The sequence below is a fragment of the Mesorhizobium sp. M0208 genome (genome assembly GCF_040322015.1).
GTDB lineage: Bacteria > Pseudomonadota > Alphaproteobacteria > Rhizobiales > Rhizobiaceae > Mesorhizobium.
Window position 1 is genome coordinate 157,163 of the sequence record NZ_JAMYSP010000011.1, and the last position, 14,210, is coordinate 171,372.

The 14,210-nt window shown below is 62.0% G+C and carries 18 protein-coding genes; 7 read left to right on the top strand and 11 right to left on the bottom strand.

Going from position 1 to position 14,210, the window contains the following annotated elements; translation table 11 throughout:
• Nucleotides 1–78: 78 nt before the first annotated feature.
• Together NKJ17_RS14075 and NKJ17_RS14080 are read left to right on the top strand one after the other, a co-directional pair.
• Nucleotides 79–579 carry a peroxiredoxin gene (locus NKJ17_RS14075; protein WP_352688974.1) on the top strand — a complete coding sequence of 167 codons (501 nt, stop codon included), beginning with the start codon at nt 79–81 and terminating at the stop codon, nt 577–579.
• 147 nt (nt 580–726) lie between these two features.
• Entirely contained in the window at nt 727–1,206 is a 480-nt protein-coding gene (locus NKJ17_RS14080; RefSeq protein ID WP_352688977.1) for a DUF2938 domain-containing protein, read from the top strand.
• 18 nt (nt 1,207–1,224) lie between these two features.
• Here NKJ17_RS14080 and rnhA read toward each other — a convergent pair whose 3' ends face one another.
• The 11 genes from rnhA to coxB all read right to left on the bottom strand — a co-directional run bounded on the left by rnhA (nt 1,225) and on the right by coxB (nt 10,339).
• Entirely contained in the window at nt 1,225–1,764 is a 540-nt protein-coding gene (gene rnhA, locus NKJ17_RS14085) for a ribonuclease HI (RefSeq protein ID WP_352476676.1), read from the bottom strand.
• On the bottom strand, nt 1,761–2,723 hold the full coding sequence (locus tag NKJ17_RS14090) for a homoserine kinase (RefSeq protein ID WP_352688980.1): 963 nt from the start codon (nt 2,721–2,723) through the stop codon (nt 1,761–1,763). Before NKJ17_RS14090 ends, rnhA begins: the two co-directional genes overlap by 4 nt.
• 5 nt (nt 2,724–2,728) lie before the next feature.
• Nucleotides 2,729–3,733, bottom strand: a complete 1,005-nt coding sequence (gene ispH, locus NKJ17_RS14095; protein WP_254818458.1) for a 4-hydroxy-3-methylbut-2-enyl diphosphate reductase — start codon at nt 3,731–3,733, stop codon at nt 2,729–2,731.
• Nucleotides 3,734–3,840: 107 nt separating this feature from the next.
• A complete protein-coding gene (locus tag NKJ17_RS14100; protein ID WP_352688983.1) occupies nt 3,841–4,596 on the bottom strand; it encodes an SURF1 family protein in 756 nt (251 codons plus the stop codon).
• Nucleotides 4,593–4,979 (bottom strand): DUF983 domain-containing protein, encoded by a 387-nt coding sequence (locus NKJ17_RS14105; protein WP_352688986.1) that lies wholly within the window; start codon nt 4,977–4,979, stop codon nt 4,593–4,595. Before NKJ17_RS14105 ends, NKJ17_RS14100 begins: the two co-directional genes overlap by 4 nt.
• Before the next feature lie 82 nt (nt 4,980–5,061).
• Nucleotides 5,062–5,943, bottom strand: a complete 882-nt coding sequence (locus NKJ17_RS14110) for a cytochrome c oxidase subunit 3 (protein WP_352688989.1) — start codon at nt 5,941–5,943, stop codon at nt 5,062–5,064.
• A gap of 1 nt (nt 5,944) precedes the next feature.
• On the bottom strand, nt 5,945–6,577 hold the full coding sequence (locus tag NKJ17_RS14115) for a cytochrome c oxidase assembly protein (RefSeq protein WP_352476673.1): 633 nt from the start codon (nt 6,575–6,577) through the stop codon (nt 5,945–5,947).
• Between the two features lie 7 nt (nt 6,578–6,584).
• Entirely contained in the window at nt 6,585–6,752 is a 168-nt protein-coding gene (locus tag NKJ17_RS14120) for a cytochrome c oxidase system small membrane protein (protein WP_023674135.1), read from the bottom strand.
• A complete protein-coding gene (locus tag NKJ17_RS14125; protein WP_352688992.1) occupies nt 6,749–7,693 on the bottom strand; it encodes a heme o synthase in 945 nt (314 codons plus the stop codon). Before NKJ17_RS14125 ends, NKJ17_RS14120 begins: the two co-directional genes overlap by 4 nt.
• 76 nt (nt 7,694–7,769) lie before the next feature.
• Nucleotides 7,770–9,422 (bottom strand): cytochrome c oxidase subunit I, encoded by a 1,653-nt coding sequence (ctaD, locus tag NKJ17_RS14130; RefSeq protein WP_352476671.1) that lies wholly within the window; start codon nt 9,420–9,422, stop codon nt 7,770–7,772.
• Nucleotides 9,423–9,460: 38 nt separating this feature from the next.
• A complete protein-coding gene (coxB, locus tag NKJ17_RS14135) occupies nt 9,461–10,339 on the bottom strand; it encodes a cytochrome c oxidase subunit II (RefSeq protein ID WP_254818655.1) in 879 nt (292 codons plus the stop codon).
• Between the two features lie 371 nt (nt 10,340–10,710).
• On the opposite strand from coxB, the gene NKJ17_RS14140 reads away from it, so the two are divergent.
• From NKJ17_RS14140 to NKJ17_RS14160, 5 genes are all read left to right on the top strand, one after another.
• On the top strand, nt 10,711–11,235 hold the full coding sequence (locus NKJ17_RS14140) for an invasion associated locus B family protein (protein ID WP_254818452.1): 525 nt from the start codon (nt 10,711–10,713) through the stop codon (nt 11,233–11,235).
• Between the two features lie 9 nt (nt 11,236–11,244).
• Nucleotides 11,245–11,736, top strand: coding sequence for a GNAT family N-acetyltransferase (locus NKJ17_RS14145; RefSeq protein ID WP_352505215.1), 492 nt, complete (start codon nt 11,245–11,247; stop codon nt 11,734–11,736).
• Nucleotides 11,737–11,817: 81 nt separating this feature from the next.
• A complete protein-coding gene (gene tldD, locus NKJ17_RS14150) occupies nt 11,818–13,230 on the top strand; it encodes a metalloprotease TldD (RefSeq protein ID WP_352505216.1) in 1,413 nt (470 codons plus the stop codon).
• Nucleotides 13,231–13,362: 132 nt separating this feature from the next.
• Nucleotides 13,363–13,638, top strand: a complete 276-nt coding sequence (locus tag NKJ17_RS14155) for an AbrB/MazE/SpoVT family DNA-binding domain-containing protein (protein ID WP_254818449.1) — start codon at nt 13,363–13,365, stop codon at nt 13,636–13,638.
• Complete coding sequence (locus NKJ17_RS14160) at nt 13,625–14,014, top strand: type II toxin-antitoxin system VapC family toxin (protein WP_352505217.1); 390 nt, start codon at nt 13,625–13,627, stop codon at nt 14,012–14,014. Before NKJ17_RS14155 ends, NKJ17_RS14160 begins: the two co-directional genes overlap by 14 nt.
• The last annotated feature ends 196 nt before the right edge of the window (nt 14,015–14,210 follow it).

A 14,210-nucleotide genomic window follows, 5' to 3' on the forward strand; every position in this document is an offset into this window, starting at 1 on the left:
AACGTCTGGACGGTTGCCGGGCGCGCCTTAATTCGCTATCGCAAGGACACTCCCTTCCATTTCCAAACGAGGACCATCATGACGATCTCCGTTGGCGACAAACTGCCCGATGCGACCTTCAAGACAATGACCGCCGACGGTGCAAAGCCGATCACGACGGGCGAGATATTCTCAGGAAAGACGGTCGTGCTGTTTGGCGTTCCAGGCGCTTTCACGCCGACCTGCAGCAACAATCATCTGCCCGGCTACCTGGACAATTACGACGCCATCCTGGCGCGCGGCGTCGACACTATCGCCGTTGTCTCGGTCAACGATGTTCACGTCATGGGGGCTTGGGCCCGCTTCAGCGGCGGTGAAGGCAAAATCCTTTACCTTGCCGATGGCAATGGCGATTTCGCCAAATCGGTCGGCCTCGACGCCGACCTCTCCAGCGGCGGCATGGGGCTGCGCTCGAAGCGCTTTTCGATGATCGTCGAGGACGGCAAGGTCACCGCACTCAATGTCGAGACAAAGCCCGGCGTCGACGAGTCCGGTGCGGCTCACATTCTCGGACAGCTTTCCGTCCTGGCGACAGCCTAGGCCAGGCACGGCAAAGGGCGCCTTCGAGCGCTCAACGTCCAAAGGACGCTGACTTTTGCATCGGCGCATGATCCTTCCGAAAGCCGACCCGGTTTTCGGGGCCATGTGTCGGCCCTTCGGGACTGCTTGCTTTTGGGGACCTCGATTATGTCTGACATCTTGTGGCGCAGCGTCGCGATCGGCATCGGCGCAACCGCGCTTATGGATGTCTGGGCGATTTTCCTGAACAAGGCCTTTGCCCAACCGCGCCCGAACTGGGGGCTGGTCGGCCGCTGGGTCTGGCATCTCAGGGAGGGCAAGGTCTTCCATGATGACATTGGCGAGGCCTCGCCCTACCCACATGAATCAGTACTTGGCTGGGCCTTTCATTATGCTGTCGGTATCGTCTACGGCATCATACTGGTCGTGCTGGCCGGGACGGCCTGGCTCACCGCGCCGACCTTCCTGCCGGCCTTTATCCTCGGCATCGTCACCGTCGGCGCCGGCTGGTTCCTGCTGGCGCCCGGCATGGGCGCCGGCTGGGCCGCTTCGAAGCGGCCCAATCCGATGCAGGTCCGCGCCCTCAATCTTGTGTCGCATACGGTGTTTGCCATCGGACTGTTCGGCACCGCCCTCCTGATCCGCTGACACGCCAGTTCAACCGGATCAATAACTCTGGGTCGAGCGCCGAACCTTCTTGGCCGCCGATTGCCTGGACTGGGTGCCTTCCTTCGGCGGCACGGACGCGAGCACGGGTTTCGCCGACTTCGTCTTGAATGGCGCCATGCCGAGCCGCGCCAATTCGTCGGCGCGCTCGTTCTCAGGATGGCCGGCATGGCCCTTGACCCAATGCCAGGTGACCTGATGGCGGTTGCGCGCCGCGTCGAGCTGCTGCCACAGCTCGGCATTCTTCACCGGCTGCCGGGCGGCGGTCTTCCAGCCGTTGCGCTTCCAGCCATCGATCCAGCCGAAAATGCCGTCCTTGACGTAGTTGCTGTCGGTATAAAGGTCGACGACGCAAGGCTCCTTGAGCGCGTTGAGCGCCGAGATCGCCGCCAACAGTTCCATGCGGTTGTTGGTGGTCAGAGCCTCGCCACCATGGAGCTCCTTGATGGCGCCGTTGAAGCGCAGGATTGCGCCCCAGCCGCCAGGCCCGGGATTGCCCGAACAGGCACCATCGGTGAAGATTTCAACGCGCTTGGTCATGTCAGTCCATATTCGGAAGGAGAGTTGATCGCCCGGTGGAAGCGCATCCGGCGGATATACTCGGTCGGGTCGCGTTTCATCACCAGCCCGCCATCCGGAACCGTCAGCCAGTCGTAGAGCCGGGTCAGCATGAAGCGCAGCGCCGAGCCGCGCGCCAGCATCGGCAGCGCAGCTTTCTCGTCACTGCTCAACGGCCGCACGCTTTGGTAGCCGGCAAGCAGCGCCGTGCCCTTGGTCAGATTGAAGGAAAAATCCTTCTCGAAGCACCAGGCGTTCAGGCACGTGGCAACGTCATAGGCGTAGAGGTCGTTGCAGGCGAAATAGAAGTCGATCAGCCCGGACAGTTTCTCGCCGAGGAAGAACACATTGTCCGGGAAAAGATCGGCATGGATGATGCCTTGCGGCAGACCGTTCGGCCAGTTCCGCTCGAAATCGGCGAAATCGGCATCGACCTCGGCCGCCAGTCCCGGCTCGACCTCGTCGGCGCGGGCGCGGGCGGCATTCCACAGCTTGCGCCAGCCATCGATGGCAAGGGCGTTGGGGCGGGTCATCGGAAAATCCGCGCCGGCGAGATGCAGTGCCGCCAGCGCCTTGCCGACCTCGCTGCAATGCGCAGCCGTCGGCCGCCGCAGCGACAGGCCTTCGAGAAAGGTGATGATGACCGCCGGCCGGCCGGCAAGTGTTCCAATGACACCGCCATCATGTGCGGTGACCGGGAGCGGGCACGAAATGCCCTTTCTGGCGAGGTGGGCCATAAGGCCGAGAAAGAACGGCAGGTCAGCCTTGTCGACGCGCTTCTCGTAAAGCGTCAGGATGTAGGAGCCGCTGCTGGTGTGCAGCAGAAAATTCGAGTTTTCGGTGCCTTCAGCGATGCCCTTGTAGGACAAGAGGTCGCCGACCGGATAGTTCCTGAGGAATGCGCCGAGCTCGCCCTCGTTGACGTCAGTATAGACCGCCATCGTTGTTACGCGGCCCCGTTGACGAAGGCCATGTCGGCAGCCGTCAGTTCGACATCGCGCAACACCCGCATCACCGGAAAGTCCTCCGTCTCCGTCGCCGTTACGGCCAGCTCGATGGTCACGTCGAAGCGCTGCCTGAAAGCATCGACGATCTCGTCGACGATGATCTCCGGCGCCGAGGCGCCCGCCGACAGGCCGAGCGTCGAAATGCCAGCAATCTCATTCCACGGAATTTCGGAGGCGCGCTGCACGAGAAGCGACATCGAGGCGCCGGCGCGCTCGGCCACTTCGACCAGGCGCCGCGAGTTGGAGGAGTTAGGTGCGCCGACAACCAGGAAGAGATCGGCGCCGGCCGCTGTTTCCTTGACCGCTTCCTGGCGATTGGTGGTGGCATAACAGATCGATTCCGCCGCCGGCGCGTGCAGCTCGGGAAAACGTTGCTGCAGGGCGCGAATGATACCAGCGGTGTCCTCGACCGACAGCGTCGTCTGGGTCACGAAGCCGAGCGCCTGCGGGTCTGCAGGCACGAAGCTTGCGGCGTCGGCTTCGGTCTCGATCAGAGTGACCGCGCCATCCGGCAACTGGCCCATTGTGCCGATCACCTCTGGATGCCCGGCATGGCCGATCAAAAGCACGTGGCGGCCAAGCCGCTGATGGCGCATTGCCTGCTTGTGGACTTTCGAGACCAGCGGGCAAGTCGCGTCGAGATAGAAGAGGTTGCGCGACTGGGCGTCGGCCGGCACCGATTTCGGCACGCCATGCGCCGAAAAGACGACCGGGCTCTGGCGATGCTCGGGCGGGATCTCGGAGAGCTCCTCGATGAACACCGCGCCGAGGCTTTGCAGCCCTTCGACGACGTAGCGGTTGTGCACGATCTCGTGGCGGACATAGACCGGCGCGCCGTATTTCTTCAGCGCCAGTACGACGATCTGGATGGCACGGTCGACGCCGGCACAGAAACCGCGCGGCTGGCAAAGCCGGATGGTCAGCGGTGGCTTTGTGTGAAGCATGATTGCATCTTACGCTGATTGTAGGCCGGTTGATCGGACTATGACTTCTGAGCTCTAGGCGCGAAATGAGGTGCGCGCCCCTGCCCTGTCAAGGGTAGTGGCGGCGATCATTGGTCTTTCGCCGGGCGGCGGAGCCAGGAGATAAGGACACCGGCAAGGGCGGCGGCAAGGCCGTACCAGGTTATCGCATATTGCAGATGGCTGTTCGGCAGGTCGATGACGGTGACGCCGCCGACCGGCAGCCCGCCGGGGTTGGGCGTGGCGTTCGCATCGATGAAGATTGGCACCAGCGCCGCACCTGCCGGCAGGCCGGCGCTAGAGGCCATCGCATCACGGTCCTTCCAGTAGAAGATGTTCTTCTGCGGATCATTGTCGGGAAGCATCATCGAGGGCCTGGCCGGCAGCGGGTTGCGGGCGAGCCCCGTCACCGTCACTTCGCCCGTTACCTGCCCCTGCGGCCGCTTGGCTGGGTCCTTGAAATCGTAAGGCACGAAGCCGCGGTTGATCAGTACGAAACGGCCATCGTCGAGCTGCAGTGGCGTGAAGACATCGAAACCGGACTGGCCTTCCCAGGTGGCGAGGAAATGCCGCTCGCCTTGATGCAAGAAAGTGCCGGTCACCGTTACCGGCGTGTAGTCCACGTCGCCGGTGGCAGCAAACCGCTTTTCGACCTCGGCCAATGGCACAGGCGCCGAATGCGTGCGCTGGTCTATCGTCTGGAGAAGGCCCTCTTTCCAGTGCAGTCGCTGAACCTGCCAGGTGCCGAGCGCCAGCAGGATCAAAAACACGATGATACCCAGGCCGAGCGCCAATGCGCGCTTGGGCCGCGACCGGCCGGCCACCAAACCTGATGCCTCGCTCATTCGCCGCGGTCCAGCCGGCCCTCGGCCGCCTTGTTGCGGTATTGCAGCGTCAGCAGCACGCCCTTGATCAGCCGGAGCGCCGCCAGGCAAAGCACTAGCGTCAGCGGAATCCACAGCAGCAGATGCAGCCAGAGCGGCGGATTGAGCGTCACCTCCGTCCACAACGCCAGGCCGACGACGATGAAGCCGATGATCAGGATAACGAACACCGCCGGCCCGTCGCCGGCATCGGCGAAGGAATAATCGAGGCCGCAATTGGTGCAGCGATTGCCGACCGTGAGGAATCCCGAAAACAGCTTGCCCTCGCCGCAGCGCGGGCAGCGGCCATACAGGCCGGCCGAGATCGGATCGATTGGTGGCCAGATCGCCTTGTCCTCGCTCATCGGATCATCCTAGGAGCATTTGCCGCAAAAGATAAGGCGGCCGCGCCGCCGCAGCCGCCTTGTCGATTTCCTCAGGTCGATCTCAATGGGGTTCGATCATCGCGCCGTTCGAGGCCCAGACGTAGATCGAGGCAAACAGGAACAGCCACACCACGTCGACGAAGTGCCAGTACCAGGCGGCGGCCTCGAAGCCGAAATGCTGCTTGGGCGTGAAGTCGCCCTTCATGGCGCGGATCAGGCAGACCAACAGGAAGATCGTGCCGATGATGACGTGGAAGCCATGGAAGCCGGTCGCCATGAAGAAGGTGGCGCCGTAGATTGAGTCCCTGAAGCCGAACGGCGCGTGCATGTACTCGTAGGCCTGCACCATGGTGAACAGCATGCCGAGGCCGACGGTCAGCAGCAAGCCATTGATCAGGCCTTTGCGGTCGCCGTGGATGAGCGAGTGATGCGCCCATGTCACCGTGGTGCCCGACAAAAGCAGGATGACGGTGTTGTAGAGCGGCAGATGGAAGGGGTCGAGAACTTCGATGCCCTTGGGCGGCCAGACGCCGCCGGTGAAGGCGGTGCGGGCGTATTGATGGACCTCGCCCGGGAACAGGCTGGCGTCGAAGAAGGCCCAGAACCAGGCGACGAAGAACATCACCTCGGAGGCAATGAACATGATCATGCCGTAGCGCAGATGCAGCGACACGACGCGGGTGTGGCGACCCTCATGCGCCTCCTTGATGGTGTCAGACCACCAAGCGAACATCGTGTAGATGACGATCAAAAGGCCAATGAAGAACAGCCACGGATTGGCAATGTTGAAACCGAAGATCGGGAAATCGCCGCCCTTGAGATACTGCATGTAACAGACGCCGCCGATCGCGGTCACCAGTGCCCCGACGGAGCCCAGGAAAGGCCACGGGCTCGGGTCGACGAGATGATAGTCATGCTGTGGTTTTGCGTGTGCGTCTGCCATATCAACCCCCGAGGCTTGCTTCGGTATCTGAAATCTTGTTGCGGCGGCCGTCGGCCGGCACCGATGATGCGACCGGCTTGGTCTTGTCGACCGGGAACATCGTGTAGGACAGGGTAATCGTCCTCAAATCCTTCAATTCCGGCGCGTTGACGATGTCGGGATCGACATAGAACACGACCGGCATGTCCAGCGTCTCGCCCGGCTTCAGCGTCGTGTCGGTGAAGCAGAAACACTCGACCTTGTTGAAGTAAGGCCCAGCCAGTTCCGGCTGCACGTTGAAGGTGGCGCGTCCGGTGATGGGCCGGCTGAATTTGTTCGTCGCGCTGAAATGCGCCTCGGCGGTCTCGCCGATCTTGATGGTGATCGAGCGGTCGACCGGCTGGAATTGCCAGGGAACGCCGGCGGTGTTGGCATCGAAGCGGATGGTGATGTCGCGGTCGAGCACCCTATCGGCATATTGCTGGGTCGCCCGTTTGACGGTGCCGCCGTAGCCTGTCGCCTGGCAGAACATCGCATAGAGCGGCACTGCGGCGTAGGCCATGCCGATCATGCCGCCGAAGAACGCGATGCAGACGGCAGCGACGACGCGGTTCGTATTCTTCTTCGTAGGATCGGTGACTGTTTGCCTGGTCATCGTCAGCTCACATCGAGCCAGGGAAACTGTGGCCAAATTTCACGATGGTCGCGACGTAGAATATGACGACCAGCGCCGCCAGCGCGAAACCGATTGCGGCCGAGCGATTGCGGCGCGCCTTCTGCTGACGTTCGGTCAGCGTGACCAGTTCAAGCTTCTTTTCGGCCATGCTCATGCTCCGCCGACGGTCAGCGCGCGCGCGACGACGCAATCGCCAAGGTAGGTGGCGAAGATGGCGAAGAGATAAAGCAGCGAATAGCCGAACAAGGCCTTGGCCGGCTTCATCGCCCTGTCGTCATCGGCCATTTGCAGCACCTTCCACGCATACCATAGGAAGCCGACGCCGAGCAGCAACGCAACGATGCCATAGGCCGGCGTAGTGAAGCCAAGAACCCATGGCAGCACGCCAACCGGCGCGAGGACCAGCGCATAGGCAAAGATCTGGCGCCTGGTCGCGGGATGGCCGGCGACATTCGGCATCATCGGAATGCCTGCCTTGGCGTAGTCCTCCGACTTGAACAGCGCGAGCGCCCAGAAATGCGGTGGCGTCCACAGGAAGATGATCAGGAACAGCACCAAGCTTTCGAGGCTGACCGATCCGGTTACCGCCGCCCAGCCGATGACCGGCGGAATGGCGCCGGCAGCACCGCCGATGACGATGTTCTGCGGCGTCCGGCGCTTCAGCCACATCGTATAGATGACAGCATAGAAAAAGATGGTGAAGGCCAGAAGCGATGCGGCCAACCAGTTGACCAGCACGCCGAGCGTCATCACCGACAGAACCGAAAGCACCAGCCCGAAACTCAATGCCTCGCCTGGCCGGATGCGGCCGGCCGGCACGGGACGGCCGGCGGTGCGCGTCATCACCGCATCGATGTCTGCGTCGTACCACATGTTGAGCGCACCGGACGCGCCAGCACCAATGGCAATAGCCAGGATCGCGATCACCGCCAGCAGCGGATTGATGGTCACCGGAGCGGCGACCATGCCGACAAACGCGGTGAACACCACCAGCGACATGACGCGCGGCTTCAGCAGGGCGAAGAAATCGCCCGCCGTCGCTTCCGACATGCGGAAGCCTGGCTCGTCAATCAGTCTGTCTTCGGCAAGGGCCATGCGTACTTAAAGTCCATCATTCCGTTGGCCAAAACCGCCGGTCGGCCGGCGGTTCCGTATTAAAGGAGGCAACCGCCTACTTGATCTTCGGCAACTGTTCCCACTGGTGGAACGGCGGCGGCGAAGGCAGCTGCCATTCCAGCGTGGTCGCACCCTCGCCCCAAGGATTGGCGCCGGCGACACGCTTCTTCTGGAACGCCTCGAAGACGCCGAACAGGAAAATGACGACGCCGACAGCCGAGATGTACGAGCCGTAGGACGACACCATATTCCAGCCGGCGAAGGCATCCGGATAGTCGATATAGCGACGCGGCATACCGGAAAGGCCGAGGAAGTGCTGCGGGAAAAAAACCAGGTTGACGCCGACGAAAGTGACCCAGAAGTGGGTGTTGGCGATCACCGGCGAATACATGTAGCCGGTCATTTTCGGGAACCAGTAGTACCAGCCGGCGAAGATGGCGAAGACCGCGCCCAGCGACAGCACGTAGTGGAAGTGCGCGACCACGAAATAGGTGTCGTGCAGCGGGCGGTCGAGGCCGGCATTGGCCAGCTGCACGCCGGTGACGCCGCCAACAGTGAACAGGAAGATGAAGCCGATCGCCCACAGCATCGGCGTCTTGAGCGAAATCGACCCGCCCCACATAGTGGCGATCCACGAGAAGATCTTCACACCCGTCGGCACCGCGATGACCATGGTGGCAAAGACGAAATAGCGCTGTGTGTCGAGTGACAGGCCCGTCGTGTACATGTGGTGGGCCCAGACGATGAAGCCCACTGCGCCGATGGCAACCATCGCATAGGCCATGCCTAGATAACCGAACACTGGCTTCCTCGAAAAGGTCGAGATGATGTGGCTGATGATGCCGAAACCCGGGAGGATCAGAATGTAGACCTCCGGATGGCCGAAGAACCAGAACAGGTGCTGGAACAGGATCGGATCGCCGCCGCCGTCCGGGGCGAAGAAGGTGGTGCCGAAATTGCGGTCGGTCAACAGCATGGTGATGCCGCCGGCCAACACTGGAAGCGACAGAAGCAGCAGGAAGGCGGTGATCAACACCGACCAGGCGAACAGCGGCATCTTGTGCATGGTCATGCCGGGCGCGCGCATGTTGAAGATGGTGGTGATGAAGTTGATGGCGCCAAGAATCGAGGAGGCGCCGGCGATGTGGATTGAAAGGATCGCCAGGTCCATGGCCGGTCCGGGCTGGCCCGATGTCGATAGCGGCGGATAAAGCGTCCAGCCGCCGCCGACGCCGTAGGCGCCGGGCGCACTCGGGACGAAGGCGGAGATAATCAGCAGGATGAAAGCCGGCGGCAGCAGCCAGAACGAGACGTTGTTCATGCGCGGGAAGGCCATGTCCGGCGCGCCGATCATGATCGGCACCATCCAGTTGGCAAAACCGCCTATCAGCGCCGGCATCACCATGAAGAAGATCATGATCAGCGCATGCGCCGTGGTGAAAGCATTGTACATGCTCTTGCCGCCGTCGATAGCGGCGTCACCATTCATGCCGTAGACCATCTGCGCCAGGCCAGTGAATATCTGGATGCCCGGCTCCTGCAATTCCATGCGCATGACGACCGACAAGGCGCCACCGATGCAGCCCGCCATGATCGCGAAGATCAGATAAAGCGTGCCAATGTCCTTGTGGTTGGTCGAATACACCCACCGGACCCAGCCATGATACGGCTTGTGGTCGTGGTCGTCGTGAACTGCAGCGTCTGCCATGATCGGCTCCGTTCCCTGAATCTTTTCTGGTCGCGGCATCAGTTGCCGGCGGCCGCTACCTTGTTCGTGCCATCGACCTCGGCCATCAGCGCCTTGTTGGCGCCGGGAAGGTCGGTCTTGGCTGCCGCCAGCCAGGTCTTGTATTGCGCATCGGAGACGACGCGAATAGCGATCGGCATGAAGGCGTGGTCCTTGCCGCAGAGTTCGGAACACTGGCCATAATAGAGGCCTTCCTTGTCGGCCTTGAACCACACCTCGTTGATGCGGCCCGGCACCGCATCGGTCTTGATGCCGAAGGACGGCATGGCAAACGCGTGAATGACGTCGGTCGCCGTCACCAGCACCCGGGTCATGGTGTTGACCGGCACCACCATCTCATTGTCGACGGCGAGCAGGCGCGGATACGCGGCGCGATCTTCCTTGCCGGCAGCAGCCCTGTCGGCATCCTGAAGGATCGCGGAATTGAAGGAAAGCGTATTGTCGACCTGGTATTCGTAGTCCCAGTTCCACTGATTTCCGGTCGCCTTGACGGTCAGCTTGGCTTCTTCCGGCGGCGTGTACTGCGCGGTCAGCAGCTGGAACGAGGGAATGGCGAGACAGAGCAGGATCACGACGGGACCGACAGTCCAGATGACCTCGATCAGCGTGTTGTGGCTGGTGCGCGACGGGGTCGGGTTGACGCTCGCCCGGAACCGCAAAATGCAGTAGGCGATCAGGAAAAGCACCAAGGCGGTGATCACAATGATGAACGCGAACGAGTAGTTCCCGAACCACTCGATCTGCCTCATAATGTCGGTCGCCGCAGGCTGAAAACTGGTTTCCCAAGGCTGGGGCTGGGCTGCACGAGCCGATGCAGCGGCAAACAACGTGGCGGCGGCACTAGCTACGATTTTGGCGGTTGCCAGGAATTTTCTCATCGCCCTCGTTATCTCCCAGTTCCTCGCGATCGGACCGCAAGAATGTCGAACAATGCCGGGACGGGAATCCCGGACAATTCAAGGCTGGTTCAAACCATACTCTATTTGCCTCCGCAAGAAAGGAGCGCCGGAACCCGTGCGGCATTTTTGCGCGCAAGCGCGGCGCTGGCTTCGTGCGGTGATGGCTCGCCGCGAATCACCAGAGCGGCATCCGAGTAGAATGAGCCGCGCGGCGCGCGGAACCGTCGCAATTAGGGCGAAATTGGCACTGAAAAGCGCATTGTCGCCTGTGTCGGGGCAGATCGCCGGGGTCTCGTCCTTTACTTGGGTTTAGTGCGGCTTAAAGTGCCGTGATTCGCAATGGAGCCGTCATGAACCCTTGGCTTTCGAGAACCTTGGCGAAGGTCATCCTTGTTGCCGCCGCAATAGCCTTGCCCGGCGCCGGCCTGGCCAATGCCGCGCAGCCAAGCGGCACGGTGAAGTCGACGCATGGGGCGTGGTCGATCATCTGCGATACGCCGGCCGGTGCTACGTCCGAACAATGCGTGATGATGCAGAACGTCGTCGCCGAGGACCGCCCGGAAATGGGTCTTTCCGTCGTCGTGCTGCGTACAGCCGACAATAAGGCCGAAATCCTTCGCGTGCTGGCGCCGCTCGGCGTGCTGTTGCCCAACGGGCTCGGCCTCAATGTCGACGGCAAGGATATCGGCCGCGCCTATTTCGTGCGCTGTTTCCAGGACGGCTGCTACGCCGAGGTCATCCTGGAAAAGCCGCTGCTCGACACGCTGAAGACCGGTACGTCCGCCACCTTCATCGTCTTCCAGACGCCGGAGGAGGGCATCGGCATTCCCGTCGACCTCAAGGGTTTCGCCGACGGCTTTGCCGCCCTGCCTTGAGGCTGCACGTTGACGCTGAAACTGCTCGATGCGGACGACTTCGAGATATTCAGGCGAATTCGCCTGGAGGCTTTGCGCGCTGCGCCCGAAGCCTTCGCCAGCAGCGCAGCGGAATGGGAGCAACTTCCCGACGAGGAATGGCGGCGGCGCCTGACGAACAACCTGGTTGTCGTCAGCTTTCGGAGCGGGGAACCTGTCGGCATAATGGGCCTGATGCGCCAGCCGGCCAGCAAGATGGCGCACCGCGCGACGATCGTCATGGTCTATTTGCGCGGCAGCGAGCGTGGCGGCGGATACGCCGTCAAGATGCTCAATCTGCTGCTCGATCACGCCCGAGCATTGGGCATAAGGCAGGTCGAGCTGGCTGTAAGTGCTGAAAATCCAGCGGCCATACGATTCTATCAACGAGAAGGTTTTCACGAAGTAGGCTGCATACCGGCCGGCTTTCTTCATGAAGGCAGGGAGATCGACGAAATCATGATGGCACGCCGCTTGACTTAGGTCGTGGTGTTCCACCGTGAAGTTGCCGAACGGCGCCCAGGCGCCTACATGCCGTAAATCACTTCTCAAGAGGCCAGCGCCATGAACAGCCTGATCGGCCAATTCGACATTTCCGACGATCGCATCAAGCAGATCGTCGCCGAGACTATAAACGGCGCCGACGACGGTGAACTGTTTCTCGAATACAGCGAAAGCGAAGCGCTGATGTTCGACAATGGCAAGCTGAAGACCGCCAATTTCAACACCGACCAGGGTTTTGGCCTGCGCGCAGTCGCCGGCGAGGCCAGCGGCTACGCCCATTCCAGTGATCTCTCCGAAGCCTCGCTGCTGCGCGCCGCCGACGCGGTTTCGACGGTGAAGAGCGGCTATTCCGGCAGGCTTGCTGCGGCTCCCGCCCGCACCAACCGCCATCTCTACGGTGACGGAAACCCTATCCCCTCGCCTTCCTTCGAGACCAAGGCCAAGCTGCTTCAGGAAATCGATGCCTGGCTGCGATCGGAGGACCCGCGCGTCCGGCAGGTGACGGCGTCGCTCGCCGCCTCTTGGCAGCATGTCGAGATCGTGCGCGCTGATGGCCAGATGGTCCGCGACATCCGCCCGCTGGTCAGGATCAACGTGTCGGTGGTGGTCGGCGACGGTGACCGCCAGGAGAGCGGCTCCTACGGCATGGGCGGGCGCAAGGATTTTGGCGAGTTCCTGATCGAGGACAGCTGGAAGCATGCGGCCAAGGAGGCGCTGCGGCAAGCACTGGTCAATCTCGAAGCGGTTCCCGCGCCTGCCGGCACTTTCGACATCGTGCTGTCGAGCGGCTGGCCGGGCGTCATGCTGCACGAGGCCGTCGGCCACGGGCTGGAAGGCGATTTCAACCGCAAGAAGACGTCTGCCTTCGCCGGCCTGCTTGGCCAGCAGGTGGCGGCGAAAGGCGTCACCGTCGTCGACGACGGCACCATTCCCGAACGGCGTGGTTCGCTGACCGTCGACGATGAAGGCACGCCTTCTGCCCACAACGTGTTGATCGACGATGGCAAGCTGGTCGGTTACATGCAGGACCGCCAGAACGCGCGTCTGATGGGCATGAAAGCCACCGGCAACGGGCGGCGCCAAGGTTACGCACACGAGCCGATGCCGCGCATGACCAACACCTACATGACCGCAGGCGACATGGAGCCGGAGGAAATCATTGCCTCGGTCAAGAACGGCATCTATGCCGTGTCGTTCGGCGGCGGCCAGGTCGACATCACTTCGGGCAAGTTCGTGTTCGGTTGCACCGAGGCCTACATGATCGAGAACGGCAAGGTAACGCAGCCGATCAAGGGCGCCATGCTGATCGGCAACGGGCCGGATGCCATGCATCGTGTGGCGATGATCGGTAACGACATGACGCTCGACACCGGCATCGGCATGTGCGGCAAGGCCGGACAGGGCGTGCCGGTCGGCGTCGGCCAGCCGCATCTCAGGATGAACCAGATGACGGTCGGCGGCACCAGGGTTTGATGCGGCCGGCGGTCCGGCATCGCTGTTTCGAACACCCTGTCCGTCCTGTCGTCCCATTGAGCTATTCGAGCCTTGAATTGGGCGCGATCTTCACTTATCTTACGTTCGTCTTACATCCAGAGGAGCGCCATCATGGCTGCCGCGGAAAAGCTCGTGACCACCGTCTCGACCAAGGGACAGGTCATCCTGCCCAGTTCGATCCGGAAACGGAGAGAATGGGACGCCGGCACACGCCTTCTGGTCGAAGATACCCCGGAGGGAGTGCTACTGAAGCCTGCGCCAGTCTTCGCCGAGACGCGGCCAGAGGACGTGTTTGGATCGCTGCGCTATAGCGGCAGACCGAAGACGTTGGAAGAAATGGACGCGGGCGTGCTCGCCGAAGCGCGGCGGCGCCATGCTCGCGATTGATACCAACCTGATCGTCCGCTACCTGACGGACGATCACCCGACTCAGTCTTCCCGCGCCCGCGCGTTGATCGATAGCCAGCCAGTCTTTGTCGCCGTCACGGTAATGCTGGAGGTCGAGTGGGTGTTGCGCAGCGCCTACGGTTTGGCACCGCTCGAAATCGCCCGCACGCTACGGGCGTTTAGCGGGCTCCCTACGGTAGAGGTGGAAGACGGGACGGTCGTGTCGTCCGCGCTCGACCTCTCGGAAAGGGGATTGGATTTCGCTGATGCGCTGCATCTGGGCAAATCTGCTCACTGCGTTGGCTTCGCGACTTTTGATCGTAAGTTCGTCACGGCAGCGCAGGCGGCTGGATATGACGGCGTGCAAGAAGCATAGCAGTTTATGGCCACCCAGCCTGGCATGAAGGCGACCGTTCAGGCATAGATACCGGAACGAGCGGCCTGCAGGTAAGCGAGAACCTTATCCGTCTTGCCTTCGCGAACCAGATGGACACCTCGAACTACCGGCATTTCCAGAGTGGGTGGTGCGACAATGAGGTTGCGAACAGCCTGACGCGCGGCGGGGGCTGGAT

Bases quoted from the DNA above. Each gene is read 5' to 3' on its own strand.
- NKJ17_RS14075 (WP_352688974.1), top strand. From the start codon at position 79: ATGACGATCTCCGTTGGCGACAAACTGCCCGATGCGACCTTCAAGACA.
- NKJ17_RS14080 (WP_352688977.1), top strand. From the start codon at position 727: ATGTCTGACATCTTGTGGCGCAGCGTCGCGATCGGCATCGGCGCAACC.
- rnhA (WP_352476676.1), bottom strand. From the start codon at position 1,764: ATGACCAAGCGCGTTGAAATCTTCACCGATGGTGCCTGTTCGGGCAAT.
- NKJ17_RS14090 (WP_352688980.1), bottom strand. From the start codon at position 2,723: ATGGCGGTCTATACTGACGTCAACGAGGGCGAGCTCGGCGCATTCCTC.
- ispH (WP_254818458.1), bottom strand. From the start codon at position 3,733: ATGCTTCACACAAAGCCACCGCTGACCATCCGGCTTTGCCAGCCGCGC.
- NKJ17_RS14100 (WP_352688983.1), bottom strand. From the start codon at position 4,596: ATGAGCGAGGCATCAGGTTTGGTGGCCGGCCGGTCGCGGCCCAAGCGC.
- NKJ17_RS14105 (WP_352688986.1), bottom strand. From the start codon at position 4,979: ATGAGCGAGGACAAGGCGATCTGGCCACCAATCGATCCGATCTCGGCC.
- NKJ17_RS14110 (WP_352688989.1), bottom strand. From the start codon at position 5,943: ATGGCAGACGCACACGCAAAACCACAGCATGACTATCATCTCGTCGAC.
- NKJ17_RS14115 (WP_352476673.1), bottom strand. From the start codon at position 6,577: ATGACCAGGCAAACAGTCACCGATCCTACGAAGAAGAATACGAACCGC.
- NKJ17_RS14120 (WP_023674135.1), bottom strand. From the start codon at position 6,752: ATGAGCATGGCCGAAAAGAAGCTTGAACTGGTCACGCTGACCGAACGT.
- NKJ17_RS14125 (WP_352688992.1), bottom strand. From the start codon at position 7,693: ATGGCCCTTGCCGAAGACAGACTGATTGACGAGCCAGGCTTCCGCATG.
- ctaD (WP_352476671.1), bottom strand. From the start codon at position 9,422: ATGGCAGACGCTGCAGTTCACGACGACCACGACCACAAGCCGTATCAT.
- coxB (WP_254818655.1), bottom strand. From the start codon at position 10,339: ATGAGAAAATTCCTGGCAACCGCCAAAATCGTAGCTAGTGCCGCCGCC.
- NKJ17_RS14140 (WP_254818452.1), top strand. From the start codon at position 10,711: ATGAACCCTTGGCTTTCGAGAACCTTGGCGAAGGTCATCCTTGTTGCC.
- tldD (WP_352505216.1), top strand. From the start codon at position 11,818: ATGAACAGCCTGATCGGCCAATTCGACATTTCCGACGATCGCATCAAG.
- NKJ17_RS14155 (WP_254818449.1), top strand. From the start codon at position 13,363: ATGGCTGCCGCGGAAAAGCTCGTGACCACCGTCTCGACCAAGGGACAG.
- NKJ17_RS14160 (WP_352505217.1), top strand. From the start codon at position 13,625: ATGCTCGCGATTGATACCAACCTGATCGTCCGCTACCTGACGGACGAT.